We start from the raw sequence: 13,467 nt of genomic DNA, 5'->3' as shown, positions 1-13,467 counted from the left end.
GAGGGGGGCGCGCATCGATAGGATGGGTGGAGCGATGGGGTTGCGCTCAGTTCGATAGGCCACGTCGTATGGCACCCCCCTCCCTGACCCTCCCCCACAAGGAGGGAGGGAATGGAGGGGCCGGCGGGCGTCGTGAAGAAGGGGGGCATCATCCGATCGTTCCGATCCGCAACTCGCGCGTGTCGATGCCGAGCGGGCCGTGCGTCGCCGCGACGATCAGCCCACCCCCGGCGAGATGCTCCCGCATCAGCCCGGCGAACATCGCCTGTCCGGCGACGTCGAGCGCGGCGGTCGGCTCGTCGAGCAGCCACAGCAGGCGGGGCACCGCGAGCAGGCGGGCCAGCGACAGACGGCGGCGCTGGCCGGCCGACAGATAGGCGGCGGGCAGGTCGATGGCGTGGGCGATGCCGACGGCCGCGAGGCAGTCGGAGATCGGCCGCGTGACCCCGCCGCCGAGGAAGTCGGCCCAGAAGGTCAGGTTTTCGCGCACGCTGAGCGCCGGCTTCAGCGCGTCGCGGTGGCCGAGATAATGCGCCTGCTCGGGCACCGTCAGCTCGCTCTCACCGCCCTCGATGGCGATGGAGCCGCCCGCCGGCAGCAGCAGGCCGGCAATCAACCGCAGCAGTGATGTCTTGCCCGCACCATTGTGTCCGGTCACTGCCAGCGCCTCGCCCGCGACTGCTTCGAAGGCCAGTCCTGCGAACACCTCGCGGCCGCCGCGCACGCATCTGACGTCGCGGCCGAACAGCTTCGGAGACAGTGTTGAAGTCGCCTGCATGGCCTGTCGTGAGCGCCCTTACGAAATTGATGGCTAGCGCGTGAGAATTTGTGGGTGATGCCACGTCGGGACTTGCTTGTCTCTGTGGCGGCGCAGTTAGAAAGCTTCTATAAGCCCGACCTTGATGCAGCACACAATCGTCCGCTGCAAGCCATCCGGCGCCTCGCGCTGACGGTTCTTAAATACCCCCTCCGGGTATGCAGATCAATTGGGATTTCCACGCATGACCTCGCTCGACAGCTTCAAGTGTCGCAAGACCCTCAAGGTCGGAACGAAGAGCTACATCTATTACAGCTTGCCCACAGCCGAGAAGAACGGTCTCAAGGACATCTCGAAGCTGCCGTACTCGATGAAGGTGCTGCTCGAGAATCTGCTGCGCAACGAGGATGGCCGTACCGTCACCAAGGACGACATCGTCGCGGTGTCGAAATGGCTGCGCAAGAAGTCGCTGGAGCACGAGATCGCTTTCCGCCCGGCACGCGTGCTGATGCAGGATTTCACCGGCGTCCCGGCTGTCGTCGACCTCGCGGCGATGCGCAACGCGATGCAGGCGCTCGGCGGCGATGCCGAGAAGATCAACCCGCTGGTGCCGGTCGATCTCGTCATCGACCATTCGGTGATCGTGAACTACTTCGGTGACAACAAGGCGTTCAGCAAGAACGTCGCCGAGGAGTACAAGCAGAACCAGGAGCGCTACGAATTCCTGAAGTGGGGCCAGAAGGCGTTCTCGAACTTCTCCGTCGTGCCGCCCGGCACCGGCATCTGCCACCAGGTCAATCTCGAGTATCTGGCGCAGACGGTCTGGACCAAGAAGGAGAAGATGACGATCGGCCGCACCAAGGGCACCTTCGAGGTCGCCTATCCGGATTCGCTGGTCGGCACCGATTCGCACACCACCATGGTCAACGGTCTGGCCGTGCTCGGCTGGGGCGTCGGCGGCATCGAGGCCGAGGCCTGCATGCTCGGCCAGCCGCTGTCGATGCTGCTGCCCGACGTCGTCGGCTTCAAGCTGACCGGCGCGCTGAAGGAAGGCGTCACCGCGACCGACCTCGTGCTGACCGTCACCCAGATGCTGCGCAAGCTCGGCGTGGTCGGCAAGTTCGTCGAGTTCTTCGGCCCCGGCCTCGACCATCTCTCGGTCGCCGACAAGTCGACCATCGCCAACATGGCTCCAGAATACGGCGCGACCTGCGGCTTCTTCCCGGTCGACACCGCGACGATCGATTATCTCAAGACCTCCGGCCGCAAGGCGCCGCGCGTCGCGCTGGTCGAGGCCTATGCCAAGGCGCAGGGCCTGTTCCGCACCGCCAAGTCGGCCGACCCGGTGTTCACGCAGACGCTGACCCTCGATCTCGCCGACGTCGTGCCGTCGATGGCCGGTCCGAAGCGTCCCGAGGGCCGCATCGCGCTCCCCGCAGTCGCCGAAGGCTTCGCGACCGCGCTGGCCGGCGAGTACAAGAAGCCCGATGCGGCCGAGCAGCGCTTCCCGGTCGAGGGCAAGGACTTCGATATCGGCCATGGCGACGTCGTCATCGCCGCCATCACCTCCTGCACCAACACCTCGAACCCGAGCGTGCTGATCGGCGCCGGCCTCTTGGCCCGCAACGCCGCCGCCAAGGGCCTCAAGGCCAAGCCGTGGGTGAAGACCTCGCTCGCCCCGGGCAGTCAGGTGGTTGCTGAATACCTCGCGAACTCCGGCCTGCAGAAGGATCTCGACAAGGTCGGCTTCAACCTGGTCGGCTTCGGCTGCACCACCTGCATCGGCAACTCAGGCCCGCTGCCGGAAGAGATCTCGAAGTCGATCAACGACAATGGCGTCGTCGCGGCGGCGGTGCTGTCGGGCAACCGCAACTTCGAAGGCCGCGTCTCGCCGGACGTGCAGGCCAACTACCTGGCCTCGCCGCCGCTGGTCGTCGCCTATGCGCTCGCCGGCACTGTGACCAAGGACCTCGCCGTCGAGCCGATCGGTATCGGCAAGGACAAGAAGCCGGTCTACCTGAAGGACATCTGGCCGACGACGAAGGAGGTCAACGACTTCGTCAAGAAGTTCGTCAAGGCGTCGATCTTCAAGAAGCGCTATGCCGACGTGTTCAAGGGCGACACCAACTGGCGCAAGATCAAGACCGTCGAGAGCGAAACCTATCGCTGGAACATGTCGTCGACCTACGTGCAGAACCCGCCGTATTTCGAAGGCATGAAGAAGGAGCCGGAGCCGATCAAGGACATCGTCGAGGCCCGCGTGCTGGCGCTGTTCGGCGACAAGATCACGACCGATCACATCTCGCCGGCCGGTTCGATCAAGCTGACCTCGCCCGCCGGCAAGTTCCTCAGCGAGCACCAGGTTCGCCCGGCCGACTTCAACCAGTACGGCACCCGCCGCGGCAATCACGAGATCATGATGCGCGGCACCTTCGCCAACATCCGCATCAAGAACTTCATGCTCAAGGGCGCCGACGGCAACATCCCAGAGGGCGGTCTGACCAAGCACTGGCCCGACGGCGAGCAGATGTCGATCTACGACGCCGCGATGAAGTATCAGGAAGAGGGTGTGCCGCTGGTGGTGTTCGCCGGCGCCGAATACGGCAACGGCTCATCGCGCGACTGGGCCGCCAAAGGTACCCGGCTGCTCGGCGTCCGCGCCGTGATCTGCCAGAGCTTCGAGCGCATCCATCGCTCCAACCTGGTCGGTATGGGCGTGCTGCCGCTCACCTTCCAGGAAGGCACGTCCTGGTCCTCGCTCGGCCTCAAGGGCGACGAGAAGGTTACCATCAAGGGCCTGCAGGGCGACCTGAAGCCGCGCCAAACCCTGACCGCCGAGATCGTCTCGGCCGACGGTGCGGCGCAGCAGGTGCCGCTGCTCTGCCGGATCGATACGCTCGACGAGCTCGACTACTACCGCAACGGCGGCATCCTGCACTACGTGCTGCGCAAGCTCGCCGCTTAACCAAAGCGCGATGCGACAGTTTGGCTCACTCTGAAGTGAGTAGCGGGTGATGAAGGAGGCGGCCTATGACAAGGGTCGCCTCCTTTGCATTTTCGGTTTGTTAACTACGAGGACGGCATCGCGGATGCAGTGATGCGCAGGGCGCAGCGGACGGTGGTCCAGACGGGACAGTGGCGATGAGTGGACAGATGTCGTGGTGGTCGCGCGCAGCGCTGAGTGTCTGTGCGGTCATCGCTTTCGTCCGGCCAGCCGCATCCGATCCCCGTGCGGTGATCGAACTCTTCACCTCTCAAGGCTGTTCGTCCTGCCCGCCGGCTGACAAGATCCTCGGCGAGCTCGCCAGAGATCCTTCGGTCATCGCGTTGTCGCTGCCGATCGACTACTGGGACTATCTCGGCTGGAAGGACACGCTGGCCGACTCCCGCTTCACGGCCCGGCAGCGGGCCTATTCTCGTGCGCGCGGGGACCGCGAGGTCTATACGCCGCAGGCGGTGATCAACGGCTCTGTGCATGTGATCGGCAGCGACCGCGAGGCGATCGAAGGCGCGATCGAGGAAACCGTCCAGGGCGGCGCGGTGATGTCGGTGCCGGTGAGGCTGTCGGTCGACGGCCAGGAGCTCGCCGTCTCGGTCGCCGCGGCCAGCGAGCATGCGCCGCGCCGGCACGGCGAGGTCTGGGTCTGCTCGATCTCGCGGGTGGTCCCGATCTCGGTCGGGCGCGGCGAGAACAGCGGCCGCGACCTGACCTATTACAACGTCGTTCGCGGTCTCCAGAAGCTGGGTGACTGGAACGGGTCGCCGGTCAGCTGGAGCGTGCCGCTGGAGAAGATCGCCCGCGAGGGCGTCGATGGCACCGTCGTCTATGTGCAGGACGGCAGTCGCGACCGCCCTGGGCCGATGCTCGGCGCCGCCTTTTCCGAGTTGCCGTTGGGCGGACGGGCTTCAGCAACGGCGCGTGGTCCCGAGCGCTGATCTTCCGTCGTCCCGATCTTCGTTTTCGCTGACCTGCGTGAGGCGCGTCACGTCCGTGCGACGGCGCGCCGCGACATCTTCCGGCAGCTCACGCCAGAAAAGCAAAAGGACCAACTTGCGTTGGCCCTTTGCCTTACTTGTGAATAGACCCGATCCTGACGACCCCGGGGGGCTGGGGGCTGAGGAATCCGGAACCGAAAGGACCGGGCCAACGCACACGAATCTTATGCCGAAGGTCGGGGGCGGTCGGTGGGCGGAAAGACGGCGCGATTATGATTCCGCTAACGATCCCGTGACGCTTGCGTGTTCGCGGAACTGATGACCTCGCAGGCTCGGTCGAACTTCAACAACGAAAACGGCCCCTTGCGGCTTCTGCCGGATGGCGCGATCATGTCACACAGATGACAGGAGGACGCCAATGAACCTCACGCCGGAGGACGCCGACCCCAGCGAGAACCGCGCGGCGGCGCGCAGTGCGGCCGCAGCGCCGAACCGGGTGACGTTCGACCGCCTGGAGCTGAACCGCATCCTGAACCTCTACGGTCGCATGGTCGCCGACGGTGAGTGGCGCGACTATTCGATCGACTTTCTGCGCGACCGGGCCGTCTTCTCCGTGTTTCGCCGGGCGTCCGAGGTGCCGATCTACCGCATCGAGAAGGATCCGCGTCTCGCACGCAAGCAGGGCATGTACAGCGTGATCTCGGCCACCGGGCTGATCCTGCGCCGCGGCCACGAGCTTGAGCGCGTGTTGCTGGCGATCGCGCCGAAGCCGGCGCTGGTCTGATCCGACCCGCCGGGTGATCACGACATTTCGACCGGCGTCGCTTACGCCGGGACGTCGCTGCTCCCGGCCCCGAGCGGGCGCTGCATCATCACAGTATCGAGCCAGCGGCCGAATTTCAGGCCGACGCTCGGGTGGGTGCCGATCATCTGGAAGCCGCAGGCGGTATGCAGCCCGACCGAGCCGGCATTGGCGGAGTCGCCGATGACGGCGATCATCTGGCGAAAGCCTCCCTCCTCACAGGCGTCGATCAGCCGCCGCATTAGTCGCATCCCGATGCCGCGACGCTGGCTGGCGGGAGCGAGATAGACCGAGTTCTCCACCGTGAAGCGATAGGCAGGGCGGGGCCGGTAGGGCCCGGCATAGGCATAGCCCACCACCTCTCCGTCCAGCAGGGCGGCGAAATAGGGGAAGCCGCCGTCGCGGAGCGCCCGGAAGCGGCGCGTCATCTCCGCCAGATCCGGAGGGTCGAGCTCGAAGGTGGCCGTGCCCTCGCGGACGGCCTGGCCGTAGATGGCGGTGATGGCCGGGAGGTCGGCCTCCTGGGTGGGCCGGATTTCAATGTTCGACATGGGGTGCAAGCATACCCATGCGGACGCGGCGATCAATCCGGCCTCGCGGCATGGCTGTCGCTGCCGCTTTGCGCCGGTCGCAATCGGGTTTGTGCAAACGAAAAGCCCCGGCGGTGAGGCCGGGGCTTCGAAGGTCGCTCGTTCGAGCGGTTGGATCAGTCGCGCTGTCCGAGCAGCTGCAGCAGCAGCGTGAACAGGTTGATGAAGTTCAGGTACAGTGACAGCGCGCCGGTGATCGCTGCGCGCTCGGCGATGTCGCCGCCCGCGGAGGCGTAGCCGTAGATGTACTCGTTCTTCAGGCGCTGCGTATCCCAGGCGGTCAGGCCGGCGAACACGAACACGCCGATCACCGAGACGATGAACTGCAGCATCGAGCTCGCCAGGAACAGGTTCACCAGGCTCGCCAGCACGATGCCGATCAGGCCCATGAACAGGAACGAGCCCATGCCCGTCATGTCACGCTTGGTCGTGTAGCCGTACAGGCTGAGCGCGCCGAACGTCGCCGCGGTGATGAAGAACACCCGCACGATCGAGGTGTGGGTGTACACCAGAAAGATCGACGACAGCGAGATGCCCATCAAGGCCGAAAACACCCAGAACAGGAGTTGCGCGGTCGACGGCGCGAGGCGGTTGATGCCGGCCGAGATCGCGAACACCATGACCAGAGGGGCAAGGATGAACAGCCACTTCAGCGGGCTCACGAACATCGCGTAGCCGAACTGCGTCAGATAGGCGTTGCCGAACTTGAACACGCCGGCCGCCGGATCGCCGGTCACCGACGCCATGTAGACGCCGAGCGCCGCGAGGCCGGTGATGGCCAGGCCGATGCTCATGTAATTGTAGATGCGCAGCATGTAGGCGCGCAGACCGGCGTCGACGGTCGCGGCATCGGCGCGCCCGGCCACCCGGCCAAAGGGTGAAGCATAGTTGCGGTTGAGGTCCGACATGGTCGAATTCCCGTTGGTTGCCCGGCAGCCCGATCCTGGCAGGACCTTCAGCCGGTTCTCGAAAAACCCTATCTCATACCCGCTGCCATCGATATTAAATTTGCGTCATCGGCAAATTCGCCATCTTTGGCAGGTCTCTGAGCCCATTCCCTAGATGGGAAACTAGCATATCCGCCGCAAGCTTCCACGCGCGGCTGAATGTCGCTCCGAACGCGTCTCAGCCGTATAAATCGCGTTAACCGTGCGGCATGAGCGCGCAAGCGCTCGATCAAGCCGCTAGAGATTCCGAAGAACCGTCGCCGGCTTCTGGTTCAGCGCGAGCAGGGTGCCGGCCAGTCCGAGGCCGACGGTCACGATCAGCGCCGCCAAGACGACCAGCGCGGCGCTGCCCGCCTGCCAGGCGAAGCTCAAGGTCATCAGCCGGGTCACGATCAGCCAAGCGGAGACCGAGCCGGCGATGACGCCGAACGCGGCGGTGGCAAACCCGATCATCAGATATTCGAGCGCGTAGGCGCCGAGCAGCCGCAGCCGCGTCGCGCCCAGGGTCTTCAGGATGACCGCGTCGTAGACCCGGTGGCGGTGGCCGGCGGCCAGCGCGCCGCCGAGCACCAGGATGGCCGAGATCAAGGTCACCGCGCTGGCGCCGCGGATGGCGAGCGCGAGGTTGGAGACCACCGAGCCCACGGTCTCCATCACCTCTCGGACCCGCACGCTGGTCACCATCGGGAAGGCGTCGGCCACCTTGCGGATGACACGGGCATCCTCGGCGGCATCGGAGCGCGCTTCGGTCAGGGTCGCGACATGGGTGTGCGGCGCGCCCTTGAAGGCATTCGGGGAGAACACCAGCACGAAGTTGATGCCGAGCCCCTGCCAGTCGATGGTGCGCATGTTGCCGATCCGCGCCGTGATATCGCGTCCGAGCACGTTGACGACGATGTCGTCACCGAGCTTGAGGCCGAGGCCGTCGGCGATGCGCTTCTCGATCGAGACCAGCGGCGGTCCGCTGTAGGTCTCGCTCCACCACTCGCCCTCGACCACCTTCGAGCCCTTGGGAATCTCGGCGGTATAGGTCAGGCCGCGATCGCTCTGCAGCACCCATTCGGTGTCCGTCGTCGCCTTGAGGTCCTCGGCGCGGACGCCGCGGGCGGAGACGATGCGCCCGCGCAGCATCGGCACGTCTTCGACAGCGGATTGAGGGGCGAGGTCCTTGAGGAAGCCGCGGAAGCGGTCGGCCTCGCCGGAGGGGACGTCGATGAAGAAAAACGACGGCGCCTGCTCCGGCAGTTGCGCCAGGAATTGGCGCCGCAGATTGCCGTCGATCTGGGTGATTGTGACCAGCACCGCGAGACCCAGTCCGAGCGACAGCACCACGGACGGTGTCAGCGCGCCCGGGCGGTAGATGTTGCTGACCGCCAGCCGCAGCATCGGGAAGCGGCTGCGCGGCAGGGCGCGCGCAATTGCCATCACCGCGGCGGCAATGCCGCGCAACAGCACGAACACCAGCGCGGCGGCGACGACGAACACCGCGGCGATGCGCTTGTCGTAGGACAAGCCGATCACGACCGCGATCAGCAGCGCGACGGTGCCCGCGATCAGCACCAGATAGCTCCAGCGCGGCCGGTGCCATTCGGCGATGACCGCCTCGCGGAACAACGCCGCCACCGGCACGTCGCGCACGCGCCCGAGCGGCCACAGACCGAACGCCAGTGCGGTGAGCAGGCCATAGACGAAGGACAGCGCCAGCTCGTCGGAATGAATAGCCGGGATCACGGGCAGCGGCAGGATGTTGCCGAACAGCCCGACGATGGCGAAGGGCAGGGCCGCGCCGGCGCAGAGGCCGATGATCGAACCGATCGTGGCGAGCACCATCACCTGCACGAGGTAGATGCCGAACACGTCGCGGCTGGTGGCGCCGAGGGCCTTGAACGCCGCGATCACCTCGGTGCGGCGGTCGACATGGCTCTTGACCGCGTTGGCGACGCCGACGCCGCCGACCAGCAGCGCGGCGAGACCGACCAGGGTGAGGAACTGGGTGAAGCGGCCGATCGTCCGCTCGAGCTGCGGCGAGGCATTGCTGCGGCTGCGGATCTCCCACCCGGCCGACGGCAAGGTCAGGCGGGTGTCGGCGATGAAGGACGCTGCGGCGTGGTCGTCCTTGGCATTGTCGGGCAGCCGGACCCGGTAGGTCCAGCGCACCAGGCTGCCCGGCTGCAGCAGCGACGTGGCGCGCAAGCCGGCCTCGCTGATCAGGAAGCGCGGCCCAAGGCCGATGCCGCCGGACAATTTGTCCGGCTCGGCCTGGAGCGCGCTGCGGATCTGGAAGCGGACCGTGTCGATGCTGACGGTGTCGCCGACCTTGAGATCGAGCCGCGCCAGCAGTGCCGGATCGGCCGCCGCGCCGAACACGCCGTCGCGTTCGGCGAGAATGTCCGGTAGCGGCAGGTCGGGCTGCAGCTCGGCCTTGCCCAGCAGCGGATAGGCGCCGTCGACCGCCTTGAGCTCGACCAAGGCCAGCTTGGCGTCACCGGCGCGCACCATCGCCCGCAAGGTTGCCGCCAGCGAGACCTGGCCGCGCGTCCGCAGGAAGGCGATCTCCTCGGGCTTGGCCTCGCGCTGAAACAGCGAGAAAGCGACGTCGCCGCCGAGCAAGGTCCGGCCCTCGCGGACCAGCCCGTCATTGAGGCTGGCCGCCACCGAGCCGACACCGGCGATGGCGAGCACGCCGAGCGCGATGCAGGCGATGAAGACGTAGAAGCCGCGCAAGCCGCCGCGCAGCTCGCGCAGCGCGTAGCGCACCGGCAACGCGGCCATGCGGCCGCCCGCGATCGGTTCGGATACCGTGCTCATGCGTCGGCTTGCTCGTGTGCGTCGCTCTCGGCTTCGATCCGTCCCGAGCGCAGCCGCACCACCCGGTCGCACCGATGCGCGAGGCCGCTGTCATGGGTCACCAGCACCAGCGTCATGCCGCGCTCGGCATGCTTGGTGAACAGCAGGTCGACGATCTGCTGGCCGGTGGTCTCGTCGAGATTGCCGGTCGGCTCGTCGGCCACGAGAATTGCGGGGTCGGGAGCGAGAGCGCGGGCCAATGCCACGCGCTGCTGCTCACCGCCGGAGAGCTGCGTCGGATAGTGATGCAGACGGTGGCCGAGCCCGACCTGCTCGAGCTCGCGGGCGGCACGCTCCGCGGCGCCGGCATGGCCGGCCAGCTCGAGCGGCACTGCCACATTCTCCAGCGCGGTCATGGTCGGGATCAGGTGGAAGGACTGGAAGACGATGCCGACCTGGCGACCCCGGAACCGGGCCAGGGCGTCCTCGTCCAGGGCATTGAAAGCGGTGCCGCCGACCACCACCTCACCACTGTCAGGACGTTCCAACCCCGCCATCACCATCAGCAGCGTGGACTTCCCCGATCCCGAGGGGCCGATCAGGCCGATCGTCTCGCCCTGTCCCACCCGCAGGCTGATGTCCTTGAGGATATGAACACGTGCCGCTCCGGTGCCGAGCGAGAGGTTGACGTTGGAGATGGTAATGGTGTCCGGCGCAAGGCCGGCCAAACGCGAGGTTTCGATGAGACTGTCCATGGCTCGGTCATATGGCAACTCCGCAAGCCGGGTCGAGAGGCGCGGACATATCTTCGTGCACATACTCGTGTTGATGCTCGCCTTGATGACAGTCGGGCCCGCGTTTGCGGGCGCTGACGACGTCAAGCCGATCAAGCTGGTCGTGCTCGGCGATTCCTTGAGCGCGGGTCTTGGCCTGTCCGCCTCGGATGCGTTTCCAGCCAAGCTGCAGAAGGCGTTGCAGGCCCAGGGCCTGCCGATCGACCTCACCAATGCCGGCGTATCCGGGGATACTTCGTCCGGCGGCCGCGATCGGCTCGACTGGTCGGTGCCTGACGGGACCGAGGCCGTCATCGTCGAGCTCGGCGCCAACGATGCGCTGCGCGGCATCGATCCCGCGGTGACGCGCAAGGCCTTGACCGAGATCGTGACCCGGCTGAAGGCGCGGGGCATCGCCGTCATGCTGTGCGGCATGCTGGCGCCGCCGAACTACGGCAGCGACTATGCCGCGAAATTCAACGCGATCTATCCCGATCTGGCCAAGGAATTCGGCGTCCCGCTGTATCCGTTCTTTCTCGACGGTGTCGCCGCCGACCCCAAGCTGAACCAGGCCGACGGCATCCACCCCACCGCAGCCGGCGTCGACATCATCGTGTCCCGGATGTTGCCTACGGCGGAAGCATTCCTGCGTCCACTTCGTGGGCAATGACGGAACGAAGCGCCGCGTCGATCATTTGCGATAACCTTAAGGGCCGGGTTTTCCGCAGCTTTTACCGGCGTTAACCCGCCTTCCGTCGCGGAGTCATATAAATTCGGTAGGAATGATGCATTGGCGATTCGTCGTCGATCATTTCTCGAAGGCATGATCTCGTCAATTTTCGAGATCAGCCTCCAGCATCGGGAGTCCTGAAACGATGCCGCGTCTGTTTACTGGACTGGAAATCCCGGCCGAGGTTGGCCACACGCTTTCCGGTTTGCGGGGTGGCCTCCCCGGCGCCCGCTGGATCGATCCCGAAAATTACCATGTGACGTTGCGCTTCATAGGTGACATCGACGGCGCCTCCGCCAACGAGATCGCCTCGATGCTGTGGCGGGTGAACCGCAAGCCGTTCGAAGTGACGGTGCAGGGTCTCTCCAGCTTCGGCGGCCGCAAGCCGCGCGCCGTCGTTGCCAACGTCGCGCCGAGCCGCCCCCTGATCGAGCTGCAGGCCGAGCTCGAGCGGCTCATGCAGCGGATCGGGCTCGATCCGGAAGGTCGTAAATTCGTGCCCCACGTCACGCTGGCGCGGCTGCACGATGCGTCGAGCCAGGACGTCGCCGACTATCTCTCCGTCCGCGGCTATTTCCCGAGCCGCGTGTTCACGGCCGAGCGCTTCGTGCTGTTCTCGTCGCGCGCCTCGACCGGCGGTGGCCCCTACGTGGTCGAGGACGCCTACGACCTTTCCCCGGGGTGAGGTCTGGAGCGCGGTCGTTCAAGCCAGCCGCTCGCTGAGGCCGGGAGCGAAGACTAACGTCGTTAGCCCCGGACTAACGGTCACGGCGGCGTTTGCGTGCCATATACCACGACCTCACGGCTCCGACGCATGGCGGCTTCCACCATTTGCGGATTGCATTTTCCGTAAGTCTCGTGACCTAGAGTGGGCTCATGCTGTCCACTCCGTCAGACGCGTTCCGCGCGCAATATCAGTCTTTGGTCGATACCGGTGCGATCGAGGCCGACCTCGCCCAGGCCGAGGTCGCCGACGCCCTGGCGGCGCTGGAGCGCCGCCTCTCGACCTACAAGCCGACGCGCAAGCAAGGCTTGTTCGGCCGCCTTTTTGCCGACAAGAGCGAGCCGCCGAACGGCCTCTATGTCCACGGCGAGGTCGGGCGCGGCAAGACCATGCTGATGGACCTGTTCTTCCAGAGCTGTCCCGTCGAGCACAAGCGCCGCGCCCATTTTCACGAATTCATGGCCGAGGTGCACGAGCGCATCTACGGCTACCGCCAGAACATCGCGCGCGGCGAGCTCGCCGATGCCGACGTGATCGGGCTCACGGCACAGGCGATCTTCGATCAGGCCTGGCTGCTCTGCTTCGACGAATTCCATGTCACCGACATCGCCGACGCGATGATCCTGGGACGTCTGTTCGCCAGGCTGTTCGAGCTCGGCACCGTGGTGGTGGCGACCTCGAACGTCGCGCCCGAAGACCTCTACAAAGGCGGCCTCAACCGCGCGCTGTTCCTGCCCTTCATCAAGCAGATCGCCGACCATATGGACGTGATGCGGCTGGATGCGCGCACCGATTTCCGGCTGGAGAAGCTGGCCGGCGTGAAGATGTGGCTGGTGCCGGCCGATGTCGACGCGCGAGCGGCGCTCGACAAGGCCTGGGCGCGGCTCACGGGGCATGCCAAGTGCAAGCCGCGCGACATGACGATCAAGGGGCGTATCCTGCATGTCCCGTGCTCCGCCAACGGCGTCGCCCGCTTCGGTTTTACCGATCTCTGCGAGAAGCCGCTGGCAGCCTCGGACTATCTGCGGCTCGCGCACGACTATCATACGATCCTGATCGATCACGTTCCGGTCATGGATCTGGCCGAGCGCAATGCCGCCAAGCGGTTCATCACCCTGATCGATACGCTCTACGACAACGCCGTGAAGCTGATCGCGTCCGCCGAAGCCGACCCGATTTCGCTCTACGTCGCGACCGAGGGCATCGAGGCCATGGAGTTCAAGCGGACCACCTCGCGCCTGATCGAGATGGGCTCGGACTCCTACCTGGCCCTGCCGCACGGGCGGAAGGACTCGGCGGCATCCGGGACTTCCACGGGGTTGGTCGAAACCTGACAAATACCGGAGTTTTGGCGAGCGCCTGCCGCCGGGCACACAGCCGCGAAAAGGCCACGCCAATCATGCTGAAAGGATCATCAGCAG

Annotated in this window: 11 protein-coding genes; 6 read left to right on the top strand and 5 right to left on the bottom strand. The window is 65.8% G+C overall.

Going from position 1 to position 13,467, the window contains the following annotated elements:
• Window positions 1-148: 148 nt before the first annotated feature.
• The gene (ccmA, locus tag ACQR1H_RS19315; RefSeq protein ID WP_434846031.1) at window positions 149-778 is read right to left on the bottom strand and encodes a heme ABC exporter ATP-binding protein CcmA; all 630 of its coding nucleotides are present in this window, start codon (window positions 776-778) and stop codon (window positions 149-151) included.
• A 223-nt stretch (window positions 779-1,001) separates the two neighbouring features.
• Here ccmA and acnA point away from each other — a divergent pair, with 223 nt between their 5' ends.
• The 3 genes from acnA (at window position 1,002) to ACQR1H_RS19300 (ending at window position 5,477) form a co-directional block, all read left to right on the top strand.
• Window positions 1,002-3,722, top strand: a complete 2,721-nt coding sequence (acnA, locus tag ACQR1H_RS19310; RefSeq protein WP_434908043.1) for an aconitate hydratase AcnA — start codon at window positions 1,002-1,004, stop codon at window positions 3,720-3,722.
• A 188-nt stretch (window positions 3,723-3,910) separates the two neighbouring features.
• Complete coding sequence (locus ACQR1H_RS19305) at window positions 3,911-4,693, top strand: DUF1223 domain-containing protein (RefSeq protein WP_316215574.1); 783 nt, start codon at window positions 3,911-3,913, stop codon at window positions 4,691-4,693.
• A 418-nt stretch (window positions 4,694-5,111) separates the two neighbouring features.
• A complete protein-coding gene (locus tag ACQR1H_RS19300) occupies window positions 5,112-5,477 on the top strand; it encodes a DUF2794 domain-containing protein (RefSeq protein ID WP_315800711.1) in 366 nt (121 codons plus the stop codon).
• A gap of 41 nt (window positions 5,478-5,518) precedes the next feature.
• Here the strand turns inward: ACQR1H_RS19300 and ACQR1H_RS19295 are convergent, their stop codons facing one another.
• The 4 genes from ACQR1H_RS19295 to ACQR1H_RS19280 all read right to left on the bottom strand — a co-directional run bounded on the left by ACQR1H_RS19295 (window position 5,519) and on the right by ACQR1H_RS19280 (window position 10,574).
• The gene (locus tag ACQR1H_RS19295; protein WP_316180312.1) at window positions 5,519-6,046 is read right to left on the bottom strand and encodes a GNAT family N-acetyltransferase; all 528 of its coding nucleotides are present in this window, start codon (window positions 6,044-6,046) and stop codon (window positions 5,519-5,521) included.
• 155 nt (window positions 6,047-6,201) lie between these two features.
• Window positions 6,202-6,993: a Bax inhibitor-1/YccA family protein gene (locus ACQR1H_RS19290; RefSeq protein WP_315800709.1), complete on the bottom strand. Its 792-nt coding sequence runs from the start codon at window positions 6,991-6,993 to the stop codon at window positions 6,202-6,204.
• Between the two features lie 276 nt (window positions 6,994-7,269).
• On the bottom strand, window positions 7,270-9,840 hold the full coding sequence (locus ACQR1H_RS19285; protein WP_434888011.1) for an ABC transporter permease: 2,571 nt from the start codon (window positions 9,838-9,840) through the stop codon (window positions 7,270-7,272).
• A complete protein-coding gene (locus tag ACQR1H_RS19280; RefSeq protein ID WP_315800707.1) occupies window positions 9,837-10,574 on the bottom strand; it encodes an ABC transporter ATP-binding protein in 738 nt (245 codons plus the stop codon). Before ACQR1H_RS19280 ends, ACQR1H_RS19285 begins: the two co-directional genes overlap by 4 nt.
• 55 nt (window positions 10,575-10,629) lie before the next feature.
• On the opposite strand from ACQR1H_RS19280, the gene ACQR1H_RS19275 reads away from it, so the two are divergent.
• The 3 genes from ACQR1H_RS19275 (at window position 10,630) to zapE (ending at window position 13,380) form a co-directional block, all read left to right on the top strand.
• The gene (locus ACQR1H_RS19275) at window positions 10,630-11,262 is read left to right on the top strand and encodes an arylesterase (protein WP_315800706.1); all 633 of its coding nucleotides are present in this window, start codon (window positions 10,630-10,632) and stop codon (window positions 11,260-11,262) included.
• 205 nt (window positions 11,263-11,467) lie between these two features.
• A complete protein-coding gene (thpR, locus tag ACQR1H_RS19270) occupies window positions 11,468-12,007 on the top strand; it encodes an RNA 2',3'-cyclic phosphodiesterase (protein ID WP_315800705.1) in 540 nt (179 codons plus the stop codon).
• A gap of 191 nt (window positions 12,008-12,198) precedes the next feature.
• The gene (gene zapE / locus ACQR1H_RS19265) at window positions 12,199-13,380 is read left to right on the top strand and encodes a cell division protein ZapE (RefSeq protein WP_315800704.1); all 1,182 of its coding nucleotides are present in this window, start codon (window positions 12,199-12,201) and stop codon (window positions 13,378-13,380) included.
• The last annotated feature ends 87 nt before the right edge of the window (window positions 13,381-13,467 follow it).

It is taken from the genome of Bradyrhizobium sp. HKCCYLRH2015 (assembly GCF_051168215.1).
GTDB lineage: Bacteria > Pseudomonadota > Alphaproteobacteria > Rhizobiales > Xanthobacteraceae > Bradyrhizobium.
This window is presented reverse-complemented; position numbering and strand designations above follow the sequence as displayed.

Coding starts and splice junctions, on each gene's coding strand:
- ccmA (WP_434846031.1), bottom strand. CDS start 778: ATGCAGGCGACTTCAACACTGTCTCCGAAGCTGTTCGGCCGCGACGTC.
- acnA (WP_434908043.1), top strand. CDS start 1,002: ATGACCTCGCTCGACAGCTTCAAGTGTCGCAAGACCCTCAAGGTCGGA.
- ACQR1H_RS19305 (WP_316215574.1), top strand. CDS start 3,911: ATGTCGTGGTGGTCGCGCGCAGCGCTGAGTGTCTGTGCGGTCATCGCT.
- ACQR1H_RS19300 (WP_315800711.1), top strand. CDS start 5,112: ATGAACCTCACGCCGGAGGACGCCGACCCCAGCGAGAACCGCGCGGCG.
- ACQR1H_RS19295 (WP_316180312.1), bottom strand. CDS start 6,046: ATGTCGAACATTGAAATCCGGCCCACCCAGGAGGCCGACCTCCCGGCC.
- ACQR1H_RS19290 (WP_315800709.1), bottom strand. CDS start 6,993: ATGTCGGACCTCAACCGCAACTATGCTTCACCCTTTGGCCGGGTGGCC.
- ACQR1H_RS19285 (WP_434888011.1), bottom strand. CDS start 9,840: ATGAGCACGGTATCCGAACCGATCGCGGGCGGCCGCATGGCCGCGTTG.
- ACQR1H_RS19280 (WP_315800707.1), bottom strand. CDS start 10,574: ATGGACAGTCTCATCGAAACCTCGCGTTTGGCCGGCCTTGCGCCGGAC.
- thpR (WP_315800705.1), top strand. CDS start 11,468: ATGCCGCGTCTGTTTACTGGACTGGAAATCCCGGCCGAGGTTGGCCAC.
- zapE (WP_315800704.1), top strand. CDS start 12,199: ATGCTGTCCACTCCGTCAGACGCGTTCCGCGCGCAATATCAGTCTTTG.